Below are 16,903 nucleotides of genomic sequence, written 5' to 3'. Positions count from 1 at the left end.
TATATCATACAAATGACCTATAATTAATTGAATTTAAAGATAATTTCGTATTTCACCAAGTTACATTACATTAACGAGATGACTTCGAATGTGTTCATTAACATCGCCTCCTTTATTTTCAGTCTCCCCGGCACCAAATTTGTCCTATACCGTTTTTTTGGAAAATTTCAGCTGAATCTGGAGCGGTTTGAGGACGGAATTGAGCCTAACTGGCAACTAATTGATTTGGTCTGAAAATTCAGACTTCCCCACACAAGCAATAATCCCTCCTTACAAAAAAGAACCCCGAAGTCACCAAGACTTCGAGGTTCAAAACACTCACTAAATCGATTTAGTTTTAATCAGCACTATTCCAAATTACTATGACGCATAAAAGCCGATTCATTATCTTCTGTTTGCCTTGCTCCATAGCTCAAGCAAACCGCGTCGCAAAAAACGTGTACACATTGATCGAAAAGAGAACCCAAAGGCTGAATGCTTGCTGCTTCGTTATCTCCTCTGTACTTTGTAGCTGCAGGAAGGTACGCCACAAGGGTTGCATGCCCAGCTAATTCAGAATCCGTTTTTGTTGTAATGGCAATGACCGGGCATCCAAGCTCTCTTGCCTTTTCAGCCGTATTCACAACACTTTTGGTTGTTCCTGATCCGGACACTGCTACAACCACATCACCCGATTCCAAAGCCGGAGTAATCGTCTCCCCCACCACGAAAACGGATGCGCCTAAATGCATTAATCTCATAGCGAAAGATTTCGCCATAAATCCTGATCTGCCCTCACCTGTTACAAAAATACGTTCCCCCAATCCTATCTGCTCCGAAACAGACTCTACGAGATTGGGCTCAACCTGGTTCAACACACCTTGTATCTCAAGCAATATGCTGTTCAAATCATTCATGAGCATTCTCCTTATGCTGTTTTGCCATCTCATAAAAGGTTTTAGCAGCAAGTGCTGGATCCTCAGCCTTTGTGATGCCAGACCCGATAATGACAACGTGAGGATCATATTTTGCTGTGTCAGAAAAGGAATCAATCGAAATCCCGCCGGCGACCGCTGTATTTACTTGCTGGCCAGAAAAAGACGGGACATGCAAACGGCCTTGATCTTCTCCGCTTTCCTGCTGATCTTTACTTACATGTGTACAAAGGATAGCATCCTCCAATTGACTGCACATCTTTACTTGTTCCTCTGATGTGTTAAGCAGATCAATCATGACCTGTTTGCCATGTCTCTTAGCCGTCTCCATACAGGCTTCAATAGAGACAAGAGGGGCTGTTCCGAGCACCGTTGCCACATCGGCACCTGCTGCAAAACAAAGCTCAAATTCATAAACGGCATTATCAAACGTCTTACTGTCTGCCACGATCGTTTTATGAGGAAAAGCTTCCTTTAAATTCCGTACACTTTCCATACCGAATTCTTTAATCAACGAAGTGCCTACCTCAATCCAGTCGATATACGGCTCCACTTTTTCAGCGATGGACAAAGCTTCTTCAATCGATAACCGATCCAGAGCAAGTTGAATATTCACAGGGACTGAGCCTCCATTTTTTGAACGCTATGCTCATTGTTGATTTTCACAAGCAACGTAAAGATGACCGATAGCACAAGGGAACCTGCCATAAAGATATAGGATGCGCTTGGTCCGCCCGTCGCTCCGTTCAGGTAGCCTACAAAATAACTGCCTACAAATGATCCTAAAGCACCCATGCTATTGATCAAGGCCATGGCTCCTCCCGCAACGTTTCGCGGCAGAATCTCTGGAATGATGGCAAAGAACGGCCCATATGGTGCATACATTGCCCCGCCAGCGATCACTAAGAGACCAAATGATACCCAGAAGTTTGACGTGCCTACTGCATAGGAACCATAAAATGCGAGGGCACCGATCAGCAGTGAAACCCATACAAAGCTTTTACGATTGAGGGTTTTATCAGAGTAATAGGAAACGAGCAGCATTCCAATTACCGCAAGAACATAAGGGGCAGCTGAAAGCCAGCCTGTGGCCACGATGTCCATTTTGGACGCTTTTGAAATAATGGAAGGAAGCCACATCACAAAACCATAAACACCAATGCTCCAGAAGAAATATTGAAGAGAAAGATAAATGACTTTCTTTGTTTTAAAGGCTTCAAGGTAATTTTTCACAGGTTTCATCCCTGTTTGTTCTTTTTGAAGCTCAGTTTCCAGGTTCTTTTTCTGCTCAGCCGTCAGCCATTTCGCTTCCTTAGGACGGTCATTCACAAGTTTCCACCAGATAAACGCCCATAGAATGGCAGGAGCCCCTTCAAAAATAAACATTGTACGCCAATCGAACGCTTTTAACAAATAACCGGATAAAATAGACATCCATAAAACCGTAACCGGGTTTCCTAAAATTAGAAATGTGTTGGCACGAGAACGCTCAGCCTTTAAGAACCAGCCGCTTAAAAAGACGAGCATCGCCGGCATAACAGCGCTTTCAACAACCCCCAGAAAGAAACGGATAGGATAAAGCCAGGTGACATGGGTTGCAAAACCAGTAGCTGTTGCAAGACCTCCCCAAAGAATCAATGACCAGAAGACGAGCTTCTTTGCACTTTTCTTTTCAGCATAGATCGCTCCGGGAATCTGAAAAAAGAAATAACCTAAAAAGAATAAGGAAGCCAGGAGGGATGAAACAGAGGTCGTAATATTTAAATCTTCACCCATTCCACCTGCAACACCAAAACCATAGTTCGCACGATCAAGATACGCTAAGCTATAGGTAATAAAAGCGATTGGAATTAAGATCATCCAGCGCTTTCTGCTTGCTAATGGATCACTATTCTTCATCATTGGAAACACTCCCTTATCGTCATTTTTTGTTGAGCTCCTCACGCTTCAGCAAGAAGAGAAGTATAAATTAACGCTTCATCACCATCCGTTAAAGGAAACTCAATGGCTCTCGGAATATCAGTTGAAAAATACCGAATGAGGTTCCTCCATTCCGAAGCATCATCCTTGGGCAATGGCAAGGTTACAAGTCTATCATTCCGTTGGTCTACGTATTTAAAATGCAGATAGACTACATATTCAGATAGTACTTTTGCGGCAGACAAAACGTCTTCCCCTGTAAACGCCCAATTCCCAATATCAAATGTCATTTTTACAGGAACCTGCAGTGTCTTTGATTCCTTAAGGAAATGGTGGATTTTTTTAATGGAACCGCCATGTGCCGTCTGATCATTTTCAATCGTAATTTGCAAATCGAGATTCTCTATTTTTAATGAAGCAAGCCATACTTTTAACTCCATTACGCTTGATGTTTGCATGTTGTAATGGCCGAGTGAGAATTTCACAATGGAAGCACCGATTGTAATCGCTTCCATAATAGTCAATGCAGCCGCCTCTTTATCTAACGATCCTGACTCATTAAATAATTCAACAGGTGCCGAATAAACGGAGGTTAAATGATACTCCTCCAATTGGGTGCGAAGTTCTTGCAAAGAGAACGAATCGCCAGTAAAAAGTTCTCTTCTGATCTCCGCACCTTGTGCCCCTGCATGAGTTATCTGAGGAAGAAAATGCTCCTGTCCCTTCTCTAAGACTTCTTCTGCCTGAAACGAATTTAATGTAATAAAGATATTCTGCATATACTCCCCCTTACCCTAGGTATCAGTCTGAATCTCTTTCGATAAGACTTGGCTTATAGCGAAAGACCCCTAAATCCCGCTCGTCTTTGTTTTTGATCTGGCTCAGCAGCAGGTCAACGGCTTTTTCAGCCATTTCAACCGCTGGCTGCGCTACTGTTGTAATAGGAGGCGTAAAAAAGCTTGCGAACGGCACTTCATCAATGCCAATCACTGCTGCGTCGTCCGGGATGCTAAAGTTCCGCTCCTTCATAAATCTCAGCACTTCATTGAGGACAATATCATTTCCGGCCAAGATCGCGTCCGGGGGTGCAGGAAGGTTAAACATTTCCTCCAGTACCGCCGGCAGCTGATCGGCAGCTGCACTCTTCACATACTCTTCTTTTACCGGAAAGCCGTGGGCATTCAAAGCATTCCTATACCCCTCAAGCCGTTCAACTCGCGGACTGATGTTGCGAATAATCGATGTGGTAACCAGCGCGATTCGCTTGCGGCCATTTTTCACAAATTGATCAACAGCCAGTTTTGCTGCCATATGGTTATCAAGCATAACCGTGGCAATATTCATATCCCTGATTGTCCTGTCAACAAACACAACCGGAAATTGCATTTGTTTCATACGTTCATACAGATCAAGATTGCTTCCTGTCGGGAAAATCATGATTCCATCCACTTGCTTGGCCAGAAGCATCTCAATATACTTCTTTTCTTTTTCCGGCTCGTCGTCTGCATTGCACACGATGATCTGATAGCCTTGTTCGTGAAACGCATCTTCCATTGCCCTTATAATTTGCGTGGAAAAGGTGTGAAGAATATTGGCAACTACTACTCCGACAGTGAACGTTGCTTTTTGCTTTAAACTTCGCGCTACAATATTAGGCTGATAGTTTAATTCTTCAATGGTTGCTTCAATTTTTCTTTTTGTTTTTTCACTCATATAATCAAATCTGTTATTTAAGAATTGAGATACGGTGCTTTTTGATACTCCCGCATGTTTGGCTACATCAGCTATCGTAATGTTTTTCATGTCATCATCCCCGTCTTATTCATTCAATCCAAACATTATAAGACACTTGAAAGTGCTTTACAATCGGGGATTTAGAGGGGCCTCAGCGATCAGCCGCCACCTCCGGGGATTGATTCAATGTATGGATATACTTCCTGCTTAACGACACAGCTTCTTCATAGCCGCCCTTTTGGTAGGCTTTGGTCAGGTCGCTTCCAACCCCGACAGCAACTGCTCCTGCATCGAGCCATTCATTCATGTTGTTCAGCGAGATTCCACCGGTCGGCATGATGCGCACATTCGGCAGAGGACCATTAACCGAGCGGATAAAAGAAGGATCAAAAGCATTGGCCGGAAACAGCTTTAGCACGTCACACCCAGCTTCAAGCGCCTTTGCCATATCTCCAATGTTCATGCAGCCTGGCAGATATGGAACACTGTACCGGTTACAGAGTGCTGCAATTTCTTTCACGAAATGGGAACTGACAATAAACTGAGCTCCCGAGAGAATGGCATGGCGAGCTGTTTCTGAATCCATGACAGAGCCTGCTCCCAATAGAACATTCAACTGTCTTAGTTCCTTAAATACTTCTTCTACTTGAGGGGTCGTATAGGTAAGCTCAATAGCCCTAATTCCTCCCTCGATGGCCGCTTTAGACACTTGTACAGCTTCATGGCTATCTTTGCCGCGGATGACTGCAACGACCTGTGATTCCATCAGCTTCTGAAAAACTGAGTATTTTGGCAGCATCTTTTCTCCTCCTTTCGTCATTTAGCGTTCAACCACTGCTTCCTTGTTGATAAAAGAAAAAACTTCTTCCAATAGCGGCAAGCCTTCATTATCACCGGAAACCGTGGTGACAAGAGCTCCCACAGCATTGGCAAATTCCAGTCGTCTTTCCGGTTCAAGTCCATGAAGAAGAGCGTACAAATATCCGGCATCAAATCCGTCCCCAGCCCCAACTGTATCGACAGGATTTACCGGGAATGCCTCCTGATGCAGCCATTGATGATGGGAATAAAGCGCCGAACCCTGGGCTCCGTCCTTAATGACAAGCTGGCTGATGGAATAACGTTCAGCAAATGATGTTAATTCCTCTTCCTCATCACTTCCGATAATACTCTTGATCTCATCCCGGCCTGTCAGCAAAATATCGATGGCTGGAAATAGCGTTTGATACGCCGCTCTTGCTTCATCTATGCTCCACAGCTTTAACCGTATGTTCGGATCAAAAGAAATCAGTAGGCCTTTTTCTTTGGCTATAGCGATCACCTTTTGGACAATATCCATATTTTTTCGGTGAATCGCCAGAAAGACACCTGTCAGGTGAACAACATCAATGCGTTCAAACATCTCCTCCTTTATATCATCAGGTTCAAGGGTTAAAACAGGTGATTGATGGCGGTAGTAAAAGGTTTTTCCTGAACCATCTTCACGGATTTCCTTTACATTTAAAGAAGTGGGATACCCTTCCACAAAGGCAACATCATCCACATCCACCCCCTCACCTTTGGCAAAGTTATAAATAACTCTTCCAAACTCATCTTTTCCGAGCCGGCTGATCCATTTTGAACGAAGATCCAGTCTGGCACAGCCGATGGCAAAGTTCAGTTCTGCTCCTCCTACTTTTCTTTCAAAGGTCGAAACAAATCGTAATGGTCCAGTGCTTGCTGGATTCAAGGTGATCATTGCGTCACCTAAAGTTAGGATTCCATAGTTCAATGACAAATTCATACCCCTTTCTTTTTCTAATTACGGCAAGAAGAGCTTGCTGCAAGGGTATTAGAAAATTACTAAATCGGTTTGGTAAACCGGTTTAGTAGAATTCTAAATGAAAACCCTTTCAAATGCAATACATAATTGCAAGAATTAAAGGGGCTGTCCAAGAAGTCTGTAAGCTGTTGATTTCCGTTCCAGGCTGCTCGCTTTTACCGGCGCGAGCTCCTACTTTCTCGGGGCGTGCGGCGAGCCTTACCGGCGTGAACGCCTACTTTTTGGTGCAAGCACCGGCGGGAGTCTCACCTGTCACGCTAGTCCCGCAGGACAAGGAAGGCTTCGGCGGCGTTATATCGCACGAAGAAAATGTGAAGTTCCTTTTCGAGGAGTCTCGCATCTTCCACTTCAATTAACTTTTCATTGAAGATTTTTCAAGCCAAAAAGGGGCTGCCTGAAGGTCAATTTTCGACTTTCTGGACAGCCCCTTTATTCCAATCTATCTCTTCTTCATAATCGCCATCGTACACCGGGAAACACAAACAAGCTTCCCTTCCTCATCCGTAATTTTGATGTCCCAGACCATGGACGTTCTGCCTTTATGCAACGGTGTGGCTGTAGCTGTAACGATCCCGTCCCTCTTGCCTCGCAGATGGTTGGCGTTGATCTCCATTCCGACTGCCATCTCCGTTTCCTCATCGATAAAATGATAGGTTCCGATACTGGCGATCGTTTCTGCCAGTGCGACAGACGCCCCGCCGTGCAGCAAACCAAACGGCTGATGGGTCGCTGAGTGAACCGGCATGGTGGCTACCGCTTGGTGGTCGGACAGTTCCACAATTTCAATTCCCAGTGCTCCCAGCATCGTATCTTTTAAATTTTTCATCTCCATACCAAATACACCCCTTATGTAAATTGACTATATTTTCAGAATAAACGACTGCAGGCTGGCAGACAAGCTATTTCACTTTTTCAGGAAATCGCTTACAATAGAAGCAACTAAGAACAAGGAGGAATTCAAATGAAAAACATGAGAACTCAAACACTCCAAACATATAAGGGTGGAACACGTTCTTAAATGTAAACGGCGTGCCCCCTAATGTGTGCCTAGCTAAAAACACAAAGGGGTAAATCATGCATTTTCCAATAAAAAAATTTCTCTCCTATTACAGACCGTATTTACGTTTGTTTCTTTCGGTATTGGCTTGTGCCTTTATCGCGTCCGCTGTGACTCTGATTCTTCCGTTGCTCGTTCGGTACATTACGAAGGATATTCTCGAAGGAGACTTGTCCATTGCGCTGAGTAAAGTGTACTGGATCGGCGGGCTGATGCTCTTTTTAGCCGCCATTCAGAATATCGGAAACTACTTTGTGGACTACAAGGGCCATGAAGTCGGCGGCCGGATGGAACGTGATATGCGCAGTGAGCTGTTCGCGCATATGCAAAAGCTTTCGTTCAGCTTTTACGATAAGGAAAAGACAGGACAGCTCATGTCCCGCATAACGAATGACCTGCTGCTGCTTTCCGAGCTTTATCACCATGGACCCGAAGACTACATGAAGTATCTCGTCCGCTTTCTTGGGGCCTTTGTGATCCTGTTTATGATCAATGCGCCGTTAACGCTCGCTGTTTTCTGTTTCTTGCCGGTCATCGGTATCTTTTCTTTGGTTCTCAATAAAAAGCTTAACCGGTTATTTAAAAGAAACAAAGAGCGGATCGCAGACGTGAACGCACAGGTTGAGGATAGCCTTTCCGGAATCCGGGTCGTCAAATCGTTTGCCAATGAACATGTAGAAGTCAGGAAGTTCAACCAGGAAAATCAGCGGTTTTTCGAAAGCCGAAAGAGTACGTACAAAGCTGAGGCCATCTATTACGATGGCGTTGAGACGCTCATTCAGCTGATTACGATCACGGTAATCGTCTTCGGCAGTGCCAGTATCGTCCACCACACGCTGGATCTGGCGGATTTGATCACGTTTCTTCTCTATATCGGTTATATGGTCGAACCGATTCAAAAGCTGACCCATATGAGTACCCAGTTACAAGAAGGAATAACCGGCTTCCAGCGCTTTATGGAAATCATGAACATACAACCGGCGATTGAAAGCAAGCCGGATGCCGTGAAACTAACAAAGGTACATGGCGATATTGAGTTCAAACACGTTTCTTTCCGTTACGAAGACCATCTGGACCCTGTCTTCGTTAATCTGTCGCTTCATGTACGTCCGGGAGAATATGTTGCATTGGTCGGTCCCTCCGGCGCGGGAAAAACGACATTATGCTCGCTCATCCCCCGCTTTTATGATGTGACGGACGGCGATGTGCTGCTCGACGGATGGAGTGTCCGGGAACTTGACCTGAAGTGGTTACGTAATCAGATTGGTATCGTTCAGCAGGATGTATATCTCTTTGCGGGAACCGTGATGGATAATATCCGCTACGGCAGTCCAGAAGCGAGTGATGAGGAAATTATGGCGGCAGCCAAACATGCCAATGCCCATGACTTTATCATGAGTCTGCCCAACGGCTACCACTCCGAAATCGGACAGCGGGGTGTCATGCTTTCCGGAGGCCAAAAGCAGCGGCTAAGCATCGCTCGGGTATTCTTAAAGAACCCGCCCGTTCTCATTTTGGATGAGGCAACGAGTGCACTGGATAACGAGAGTGAGAGCATCATTAAAGACTCACTGGAATACTTGGCAAAAGGGCGCACAACGATTGTCATCGCCCACCGCCTTTCCACCATTCGCAATGCAGAGCGGATTATCGTCTTAACAGAGGATGGCATTGAGGAAGAAGGCACACACGAGGCGTTGCTTGCCCGCGGTGGCGCGTATGCGCACCTGTATTCCAAGCAGTTTGAATTACAAGCATAATTGAAAAATCGGCTCCCATCTCCGGGGCCGATTTTCTTTAGTTGATCTGTCCTAGGACAAGTTCTGAATGCTGGCATATACTATAGCATCCTAGGGGGGACAACAAAATGTTTAATTATCAATTGAGGGAACAGTTCCTTTTTGCCGCCAGTGACGAAACCGTTGCTTGTATGTTAAGTGCACTCGCTGACAAAGGCGGAAACATCACGGCTTTTGAACAGGCACGTGCGGCAGGAAACCGGACATTCCTGAATACGGTGAGGCTGGTCATTGGAAATGATGAAGGTGAAAACAGCGATGATCTCCGCACCTTGAAAAAGATACTAAAAAAGCTTGGTGTATATTATAAGCAGAAAACCGTCATTCAGTTTATTTTCACACCAGACGTACCCGGCCAGTTTAGCGCTGTATATAATCTACTGTGGTGCAGGGTGACCATTAATACTTTTTATATCGGAGAAGACAACACCTTATATATGGACGTGTCAAATATCGAGAAGGCACAGCGCATCTTATCCAATCCAAACAGTAAACCTTGCCATAAAAATGCTGAATAAATAGAAAGGGGCTGTCCAAGAAGTCTGTAAGCTGTTGATTTCCGTTCCAGGGTGCTCGCTTTTACCGGCGCGAGCTCCTGCTTTCGCGGGGCTTGCGGTGAGCCTTACCGGCGTGAACGCCTACTTTTTTGCGCTAGCGCCTGCGGGAGTCTCACCTGTCACGCTAGTCCCGCAGGACAAGGAAGGCTTCGGCAGCGTTATATCGCACGAAGAAAATGTGAAATTCATTTTCGAGGAGTCTCGCACCTTCCACTTCAATCAACTTTTCATTGAAGATTTTCAAGCCAAAAAGGAACTGCTGAAGGTCAATTTTCGACTTTCAGAACAGCCCCTTATTGCTCTTTACTCGTATTTTTGAAGTTCGTTTACCGTCACGAACTTGTAGCCTTTTTTGCTCAGAGCAGACAGTGTTTTATCAATCGACTCCAGCTCATTGCCGGTTTTGTCATACATCGGATGGAACAGAATGATCGAGCCCGGTTTTACATTTTTCGTAACATAACGAACCTTATCCGAAACAGACGTATAGTACGTATCTGGTTCGAGGCTCCACGTGATCGTATCCATGTGCAATTTATTAGTATAGTAAGGCAGTCCGATTAGCTTCTTACCGTTAGGCGGCCGGAAGTCGATCGTCCCTTCATAACCCGTCTGGCTGATCAGCGCATTCGTTTTCTTCAGTTCCTGCTTGATAAAGGAAGGCGACTTGAACACCATCCGCTTATGGGAATAGGTATGATTGCCGATCTGATGGCCAGCTTGTGCAAGCTTCTTCCCTTCCGCCATGTTCTTCCGAAGTTCGTTTCCAATCAGAAAAAAGGTCCTTTGGCGTGGTATCGTTCCAGTACCGGCAACAGCTTATCCACAACATGGCTTGTCAGCCCGCCGAACAACTGGAAATTGCGGGCGTTCATTAATTTATAGGTGCCGAATACTATAAAAATGATAACGAGAAGTACAGACACGGTGATTCCTATTCGTTTTTTCATGATGATCCTCTGTGTTTTTGCTTTTATTATAGCAAACTGCAAAAAAGACCTCTCAGGACCCTCTTTCCCGGTGATTGATATACCCTGATGGAATTTTACTTGCTGTTCGACACCAATTACTTGCGGAAATGCTTCCGTTACTTGCGATTCGACAAGATTTACTTGCAAAACATGTCATTTTCAAAAAAAAAGTATCACCTGAACAAAGCCAACAAACAAAGCACCCATTTGCTTCATCCAGACGGGTGCTTTTTGATTTGATAGTAAAGCTTTTCTGCTTTGTAATGGCATCGGCCGAGGTTTGAATATAAAAAAGAAAAAGAACAGTAAGACAGAAAACTGCAACTCCAACATAATTAATAACGTTGGATTACACTCTCTATTTTCCGGATATTTCTACCTGTTCTATTGATGGGGAATCTTTTTCATGAAATTAAAAGAAGTGACATGCACTAACACCGCATGTCACTTCTTTTCATATAGCTATCTAAATAGATTCGTCTTTGCCAGATCGATCAGATCGTCTCCCTTGCCGTTGAGCACGGTTTTGAGCATCCAGAGCGTAAATCCGTGCGCCTGTTCGAACTCGATTTTTGGCGGCAGAGCTAATTCCTGACGGTTGACGACCACATCAAGCAGCACGGGGCCGTTATGTTTAAACGCTTGTTTAACGGCACCCTCCAAGTCACCCGGGTCCTCAACACGTATACCCTGGATCCCCATGCCTTCGGCAATTGCGGCATAGTTGGTTTGTCCAAGGCCCGTACCGGTTTCCAAGTATCCCGCCGCTTTCATTTCCAGCTCCACAAAGGCAAGTGCCTCATTGTTGAACACGACAACTTTTACCGGCAATTGATGCTGCTTGATGGTCAAAAGATCACCCATCAGCATCGAGAGCCCGCCATCCCCCGAAAGGGCAATGACTTGATTATTTCTTTTTGAAACCTGGGCCCCTATCGCTTGAGGCATCGCATTGGCCATCGTGCCATGATTGAACGATCCCAACAGCCGGCGTTTGCCGTTCATCTCCAAATAACGCGCCGCCCATAAGGTTGGGCTTCCCACATCACAGGTGAAGATGGCATCCTCAGCTGCGAGGTCACTGACCACTTTTGTTAAATACTGCGGATGGATGGGTGCCTTCCCTTTTTTTCCGGTGGCCAGTTTGTCCAAATCCTTCCGTACTTTCGCATAGTCCTTCACATGTTTGTCCAGATGACTCGTGCTTTTCTTCACTTTTATTAATGGAAGCAGCGACTCCACCGTATGCTTCACATCCCCGCATAGCCCATACGTTAACGCAGCCCGGCGGCCAAGGTGCTCGGCCCGGATATCAACCTGTAAAATAACCGCTTTCTCCGGGAAGAACTGGCGGTACGGGAAATCTGTCCCGAGCATGAGCAGCACATCGCAGTCCATCATGGCATGATAACCGGACGAATAGCCGATGAGCCCCGTCAGTCCGACAGAGTAAGGATTGTCGTACTCCAGATGCTCCTTCCCTCTAAGCGCGATGACCATCGGTGATTTGAGCGCATCACAAAGAGCCATCACCTCGGTATGTGCTCCTTCACACCCCGCTCCGCACAACAGCGTTACTTTTTTTCCTTTATTCAAGTAATCAGCAAGCTTTTGCAGCTCGTTTTCCGATGGACGGATGACTGGCTCTGTCACGTGTATGACTTGTTCCGGCACAGTCTGTTCATCATGAAGAGAAGCCACATCACCCGGCAATACAATCACTGAAACGCCTTTGCGGCCGATCGCATGCTGCATCGCCATCGTAACCATGCGCGGCATCTGCTCCGGACGAGTCAGTACCTCGCAATAATGGCTGCAATCCCTGAACAGCATCTCCGGACGGGTCTGCTGAAAGTATTCTCCGCCGAGCTCATTGCTTGGAATGTGCGCCGCAATGGCCAGCACCGGAATCCGATTGCGATGGCAGTCGTACAATCCATTGATCAGATGCAGGTTCCCTGGACCGCTGCTCCCCGCACAGACGGCGATACTATTGCTTAAAATCGCATCCGAACCTGCAGCAAAGGCCGCTACCTCTTCATGGCGGACCGAGATCCATTCAATTTTTCCGGAACGGCGGATGGAATCCAGCACCGCGTTCAGTGAATCGCCCACAATCCCGTAGATCCGCTGAATTCCAGCATGTCTCAACGAATCGACCAGTAGATCAGCAACGGTTTTCTTCATTATGTAGTCTCCTTTTTAGTTATTGCCTCAATCAAATAAACTCTTCCATATTATCCCTTGTGTTAGTGGGAATATTCGAAGGTTTGAGCATAAAGCTTCCCTAAAAGAGGTCTACCCTGACGTTTGCTTAAGGAAACCTTCGTTAAGGTGTTCTATTGTGACAAATGACCGAGTAATAATGGATCATGCCATTCTGGAAAATGAACCCAAAATACTTATTGTAATTTTAATGTAATCAATGTAACATAAATGTAACAAGTATCGATGACCGACTAAAGTTCGCATTCTATCATTAATCAAAAAAAGAAAAGGAGTCTTTATGAAAAAATCAATTTTCCGCCTAACCATGGTTACCATTGCTATTGCCTTGATTGCTTCCGTATTTTTTGTGAATAGTGAAGCAAAGGCCGCATCCGTACAGACAGCTTTTGTAAATGTTAAAACATCGCTGAATGTCAGAAATGCCCCAAGTGAGAAAGCCACCATCATCGGCTCTTTAAAATCCGGCGCCACCGTATCCGTTTATTCAAAAACCAAATCCGGCTGGTCTGAAATCCGCTACAAAAGCAAGAAGGCTTATGTCTCTACCAAGTATCTTAAATTTTTCACGGGTGTAACGATCAGTAAGCATCAGTATAAAAATACAAAGGCTGTGTCCTATCCTCAAGTGAAGGGACTAAAAAGCAAAAAAGCTCAGGATAAAATCAACGCCGCTCTGCTGAGCCATGCGAAACAATCGTATAATGAATATTTACAATTGCTGAAAGATGAAAAGGAAATTCAGGGAGATAAAATGTGCAAGGAATATCCTTTTTCCTGTGATTATGATTACTCATCCAGTTATTCCGTAAAATACAATGATGGCAAGCAGCTGAGTATCCTTTTTCAAGACTATGAATATACCGGCGGTGCACACGGAATGTCATCCCTCGAAGGGTATAACTTTACGATCAGCGACGGCAAAGAATTGAAACTGAACAATATTCTTACAAGTGATGCGAAATACAAAGCCGTACAAAAATATGCGTATAACTATATGAAAAAGCATAAAGATATTTTTTATGTAACCAGCCAAAGTGATGTGAACATAAAACGTGATGCCCAGTTTTATTTTAACTTTAACGGCATTACCTTAAAATTCGGGGAGTATTCTGTAGCCCCTTATGCAGCAGGAACTCCAGCAGTAGACATACCCAGGTCTGTGTACAAATAAAAAATTCTTAGGAGAAGGGATATGCCCTTCTCCTTTTTTAATTTCTTTAGGTCCAGCAGGTGAGTCCTAAAGCTGATTGATTGTACCAGTGACTCATCAACAGTCTGGCCATAGGAAGCGAATCAGACTAATCACTATAATATAATTGATAATACTCCATGTTTGTCCATTGCGGTTCTTCAGCTCACCGCATCCTATAATGTATCAACTATAAGGAGGTAAGCTATTGTCACCTCGAACAAATGATGTAGTCCTTATTGTGTTTGAAAGCGTTCCAAGAACGAGACGATTTCGAATTTCTGATTTTGCCGTTATCGGCAGTGCAGGCCGATGTAAGGAGTTTCTAAAAATAGGGGAAGATGTAGTACATGCTGAAAGCTGTCTTTTAAGAAATAACTTTCGGGTCGTTTTTGAAAGTTCAAATATTCTGCTTTTCGTTCGTAAATAAACATGGCAGCTTTTACGGAAAGTGACTACGTCCCATTTATTTAGGCCAATCAAGAGAAATCTGTACAGTGGTAATATTATTTCTTTAACTACTGGTCGCGATTCTTTAATCAGAATCGCTTTTCTTCTTGAATTAAAGAATATCAATGGTCTGATTGGTCGGCCCAAGTATCGCAATCCACCGCTGGCCGCTATGGGTGCTTCTCATTCTTGAAACAGTACGAATTTATTTACCTTTGATTTAATGTTTGATAAGTTTAAACTTAGAGGTGACTTATGAACTATTCAGATGAAAAAATTACCGAAGGACATATTTTTTATAGTTTTAATGACGAAGATACTTATCTAGAAAATTTAATATCTTATATACTCTCTGGTTTAGAGAACCATCAAATTATTCTAGTTATTGAAAACATGAAAGTTCTTCCCAAATTAAAAGAGAAGATTAACGTGTTATTCACCAAAGAACAGCTAACATATGTGCGAATGGTTAATAATTTTGATTATTACCTTTCAAACGGAGATTTTAAAACAACTACAATAGTGAACCACTTTGAAAGTGATTTATCCGCTTTAAAGAATCGCAATTTACCTATTCGGACTTGGGCACATGTTGAATGGTATTCCTCTGAACCGGATGCTGAGTTGCTCAACGATTTTGAAACAATCGCAGATGAATTTGTCTTACAGAAAAATACACTGTCGGTATGCGCATACCCTTCTGAACGTTTAACTTCTGAATTGAGCATTCTTTTAAGACAAGCACATAAATATTTTATGACAGATAACAATTTCTCGCTGTCCTCTTTGTATAATAGAACATCTTCTTAAAAAAACAGTATTAAATTTTAACTTAATTATGTTATTTGTGGCTTATTGCTAAAGGGGTTGCTGAGGCAACTCGAAAAAAAACGACGTGCCCACTCGCACATCGTCTTTACCATTAAATCAACAGCTGAAACAGTGTCTTGTCTTTATTCACTTCCTGATACGCAAAGCCCTTTCGGTTCATGCGCTGGATCAGCTCCGGATAATCCTCTTTATGCTTCAGCTCGATGCCGACCAGCACCGGCCCGGTTTCTTTGTTATTTTTCTTCGTATATTCAAACCGGTTGATGTCATCTTCCGGTCCGAGCACTTCATCCAAAAACTCACGAAGTGCACCGGCACGCTGAGGAAAATGAACGATGAAATAATGCTGCAAACCCTCGTAGATCATGGAACGTTCCTTGATCTCCTGCATACGGCCGATATCATTGTTGCCGCCGCTCACGATACATACTACTGTTTTTCCCTTAATTTGATCGGCATACTCATCAAGAGCAGCAAGAGAAAGAGAGCCGGTCGGCTCAGCGACAATCGCGTTTTGATTGTACAGCGACAACAGCGTTGAACATACTTTTCCTTCTGGTACAACAACAATGTCATCCAGAATCTCCTGACAGATCTGGTACGTGATCGCCCCGACATTTTTTACAGCCGCGCCGTCGACGAACGGGTCGATGCGGTCGAGACATACATGTTTTCCCTGGAGCATGCATTCATTCATCGCCGGTGCACCCGCCGGTTCAGCACCAATCACCTTCGTTTGCGGAGAAACACTCTTCAAATACGTTCCGATTCCGGCAGCAAGTCCCCCGCCTCCGATCGGAACAAACACATAATCAATGTTCTCGTCGCAGTCGTTTAAAATCTCCACTGCCACAGTGCCTTGACCCGCGATCACATCCTCATTATCATATGGATGGATGAACGTCCGATTTTCGGCTTGGCTGCAAACGATCGCTTCTTCATACGCATCATCAAATGTATCCCCGACTAAAACGATCTCCACATGTTCTCCGCCAAAAAACTTCACCTGATTCACTTTTTGCTTTGGTGTTGTCGTAGGCATAAAGATCTTCCCTTTGCTTTTCAGCAGATGGCAGGAATAAGCGACACCTTGTGCGTGGTTTCCTGCACTCGCACACGTGATGCCGTTCTCAAGTTCCTGCTGGCTCAGCTTTTTGATCCGATTGTACGCACCGCGGATCTTAAAGGAACGGACGACCTGCAAGTCCTCCCGTTTCAAATAGAGTTTACAGTCATACTGCGCGGACAAAAGCGGATTAAACTGCAGCGGCGTATGGAGGACCACATCTTTGATTCGTTGATTGGCGATCATGATGTCTTCGACGAGCACCGTTTTTTGCTGTTGCTGTACCTGTTCCATATTCCTCTTCCTTCCTACAATCGGTTTTTTCAGTAAAAAAACTACGATTTTTTTCAATAAAAAAACTCCT

General features: G+C 44.4%; 17 protein-coding genes and 1 pseudogene. 7 read left to right on the top strand and 11 right to left on the bottom strand.

Annotation, left to right across the window (positions count from 1 at the left end; genetic code table 11):
- Positions 1-347: 347 nt before the first annotated feature.
- From hxlB to OKX00_RS02735, 7 genes are all read right to left on the bottom strand, one after another.
- Positions 348-896, bottom strand: a complete 549-nt coding sequence (hxlB, locus tag OKX00_RS02765; protein ID WP_091002495.1) for a 6-phospho-3-hexuloisomerase — start codon at positions 894-896, stop codon at positions 348-350.
- Positions 889-1,530, bottom strand: a complete 642-nt coding sequence (hxlA, locus tag OKX00_RS02760; RefSeq protein WP_265409324.1) for a 3-hexulose-6-phosphate synthase — start codon at positions 1,528-1,530, stop codon at positions 889-891. Before hxlA ends, hxlB begins: the two co-directional genes overlap by 8 nt.
- Entirely contained in the window at positions 1,527-2,816 is a 1,290-nt protein-coding gene (locus OKX00_RS02755; protein ID WP_265409323.1) for an MFS transporter, read from the bottom strand. The genes hxlA and OKX00_RS02755 overlap by 4 nt, the downstream gene beginning before the upstream one ends.
- A 38-nt stretch (positions 2,817-2,854) precedes the next feature.
- The gene (locus OKX00_RS02750; RefSeq protein WP_265409322.1) at positions 2,855-3,613 is read right to left on the bottom strand and encodes a sugar phosphate isomerase/epimerase family protein; all 759 of its coding nucleotides are present in this window, start codon (positions 3,611-3,613) and stop codon (positions 2,855-2,857) included.
- Between the two features lie 22 nt (positions 3,614-3,635).
- A complete protein-coding gene (locus tag OKX00_RS02745; RefSeq protein WP_265409321.1) occupies positions 3,636-4,637 on the bottom strand; it encodes a LacI family DNA-binding transcriptional regulator in 1,002 nt (333 codons plus the stop codon).
- 82 nt (positions 4,638-4,719) lie between these two features.
- Positions 4,720-5,367, bottom strand: coding sequence for a bifunctional 2-keto-4-hydroxyglutarate aldolase/2-keto-3-deoxy-6-phosphogluconate aldolase (locus OKX00_RS02740; protein ID WP_265409320.1), 648 nt, complete (start codon positions 5,365-5,367; stop codon positions 4,720-4,722).
- A 21-nt stretch (positions 5,368-5,388) separates the two neighbouring features.
- Complete coding sequence (locus OKX00_RS02735; RefSeq protein ID WP_265409319.1) at positions 5,389-6,345, bottom strand: sugar kinase; 957 nt, start codon at positions 6,343-6,345, stop codon at positions 5,389-5,391.
- Between the two features lie 173 nt (positions 6,346-6,518).
- On the opposite strand from OKX00_RS02735, the gene OKX00_RS02730 reads away from it, so the two are divergent.
- The gene (locus OKX00_RS02730) at positions 6,519-6,746 is read left to right on the top strand and encodes a hypothetical protein (RefSeq protein WP_265409318.1); all 228 of its coding nucleotides are present in this window, start codon (positions 6,519-6,521) and stop codon (positions 6,744-6,746) included.
- 83 nt (positions 6,747-6,829) lie between these two features.
- On the opposite strand, the gene OKX00_RS02725 is transcribed toward OKX00_RS02730, so the two are convergent.
- Entirely contained in the window at positions 6,830-7,222 is a 393-nt protein-coding gene (locus tag OKX00_RS02725; RefSeq protein WP_265409317.1) for a hotdog fold thioesterase, read from the bottom strand.
- A gap of 242 nt (positions 7,223-7,464) precedes the next feature.
- Here OKX00_RS02725 and OKX00_RS02720 point away from each other — a divergent pair, with 242 nt between their 5' ends.
- The 3 genes from OKX00_RS02720 to OKX00_RS02710 all read left to right on the top strand — a co-directional run bounded on the left by OKX00_RS02720 (position 7,465) and on the right by OKX00_RS02710 (position 10,122).
- Entirely contained in the window at positions 7,465-9,207 is a 1,743-nt protein-coding gene (locus OKX00_RS02720) for an ABC transporter ATP-binding protein (protein WP_265409316.1), read from the top strand.
- A 107-nt stretch (positions 9,208-9,314) separates the two neighbouring features.
- Entirely contained in the window at positions 9,315-9,764 is a 450-nt protein-coding gene (locus tag OKX00_RS02715; protein WP_265409315.1) for a hypothetical protein, read from the top strand.
- Positions 9,765-9,798: 34 nt separating this feature from the next.
- Positions 9,799-10,122: a hypothetical protein gene (locus OKX00_RS02710; RefSeq protein ID WP_265409314.1), complete on the top strand. Its 324-nt coding sequence runs from the start codon at positions 9,799-9,801 to the stop codon at positions 10,120-10,122.
- Here the strand turns inward: OKX00_RS02710 and OKX00_RS02705 are convergent.
- Positions 10,107-10,753: pseudogene (locus OKX00_RS02705) on the bottom strand (polysaccharide deacetylase family protein). The gene OKX00_RS02710 and the pseudogene OKX00_RS02705 overlap by 16 nt on opposite strands.
- Positions 10,754-11,236: 483 nt before the next feature.
- Entirely contained in the window at positions 11,237-12,961 is a 1,725-nt protein-coding gene (gene poxB, locus OKX00_RS02700) for a ubiquinone-dependent pyruvate dehydrogenase (protein ID WP_265409313.1), read from the bottom strand.
- Between the two features lie 319 nt (positions 12,962-13,280).
- On the opposite strand from poxB, the gene OKX00_RS02695 reads away from it, so the two are divergent.
- The 3 genes from OKX00_RS02695 (at position 13,281) to OKX00_RS02685 (ending at position 15,452) form a co-directional block, all read left to right on the top strand.
- Positions 13,281-14,174 (top strand): PdaC/SigV domain-containing protein, encoded by an 894-nt coding sequence (locus OKX00_RS02695; protein ID WP_265409312.1) that lies wholly within the window; start codon positions 13,281-13,283, stop codon positions 14,172-14,174.
- A 226-nt stretch (positions 14,175-14,400) separates the two neighbouring features.
- Entirely contained in the window at positions 14,401-14,622 is a 222-nt protein-coding gene (locus tag OKX00_RS02690; RefSeq protein ID WP_265409311.1) for a hypothetical protein, read from the top strand.
- A 275-nt stretch (positions 14,623-14,897) separates the two neighbouring features.
- Positions 14,898-15,452 carry an MEDS domain-containing protein gene (locus tag OKX00_RS02685; RefSeq protein WP_265409310.1) on the top strand — a complete coding sequence of 185 codons (555 nt, stop codon included), beginning with the start codon at positions 14,898-14,900 and terminating at the stop codon, positions 15,450-15,452.
- Positions 15,453-15,564: 112 nt separating this feature from the next.
- Here the strand turns inward: OKX00_RS02685 and ilvA are convergent, their stop codons facing one another.
- Positions 15,565-16,833 carry a threonine ammonia-lyase IlvA gene (ilvA, locus tag OKX00_RS02680; RefSeq protein WP_091002470.1) on the bottom strand — a complete coding sequence of 423 codons (1,269 nt, stop codon included), beginning with the start codon at positions 16,831-16,833 and terminating at the stop codon, positions 15,565-15,567.
- Between the last annotated feature and the right edge of the window lie 70 nt (positions 16,834-16,903).

The organism is Fictibacillus sp. KU28468 (assembly GCF_026153615.1).
GTDB lineage: Bacteria > Bacillota > Bacilli > Bacillales > Fictibacillaceae > Fictibacillus_C > Fictibacillus_C marinisediminis.
This window is presented reverse-complemented; position numbering and strand designations above follow the sequence as displayed.

What these genes read in the sequence shown, in the direction of transcription:
- hxlB (WP_091002495.1), bottom strand. Translation starts at nt 896, where the DNA reads ATGAATGATTTGAACAGCATATTGCTTGAGATACAAGGTGTGTTGAAC.
- OKX00_RS02755 (WP_265409323.1), bottom strand. Translation starts at nt 2,816, where the DNA reads ATGATGAAGAATAGTGATCCATTAGCAAGCAGAAAGCGCTGGATGATC.
- OKX00_RS02750 (WP_265409322.1), bottom strand. Translation starts at nt 3,613, where the DNA reads ATGCAGAATATCTTTATTACATTAAATTCGTTTCAGGCAGAAGAAGTC.
- OKX00_RS02745 (WP_265409321.1), bottom strand. Translation starts at nt 4,637, where the DNA reads ATGAAAAACATTACGATAGCTGATGTAGCCAAACATGCGGGAGTATCA.
- OKX00_RS02740 (WP_265409320.1), bottom strand. Translation starts at nt 5,367, where the DNA reads ATGCTGCCAAAATACTCAGTTTTTCAGAAGCTGATGGAATCACAGGTC.
- OKX00_RS02725 (WP_265409317.1), bottom strand. Translation starts at nt 7,222, where the DNA reads ATGGAGATGAAAAATTTAAAAGATACGATGCTGGGAGCACTGGGAATT.
- OKX00_RS02720 (WP_265409316.1), top strand. Translation starts at nt 7,465, where the DNA reads ATGCATTTTCCAATAAAAAAATTTCTCTCCTATTACAGACCGTATTTA.
- OKX00_RS02715 (WP_265409315.1), top strand. Translation starts at nt 9,315, where the DNA reads ATGTTTAATTATCAATTGAGGGAACAGTTCCTTTTTGCCGCCAGTGAC.
- poxB (WP_265409313.1), bottom strand. Translation starts at nt 12,961, where the DNA reads ATGAAGAAAACCGTTGCTGATCTACTGGTCGATTCGTTGAGACATGCT.
- OKX00_RS02695 (WP_265409312.1), top strand. Translation starts at nt 13,281, where the DNA reads ATGAAAAAATCAATTTTCCGCCTAACCATGGTTACCATTGCTATTGCC.
- OKX00_RS02685 (WP_265409310.1), top strand. Translation starts at nt 14,898, where the DNA reads ATGAACTATTCAGATGAAAAAATTACCGAAGGACATATTTTTTATAGT.
- ilvA (WP_091002470.1), bottom strand. Translation starts at nt 16,833, where the DNA reads ATGGAACAGGTACAGCAACAGCAAAAAACGGTGCTCGTCGAAGACATC.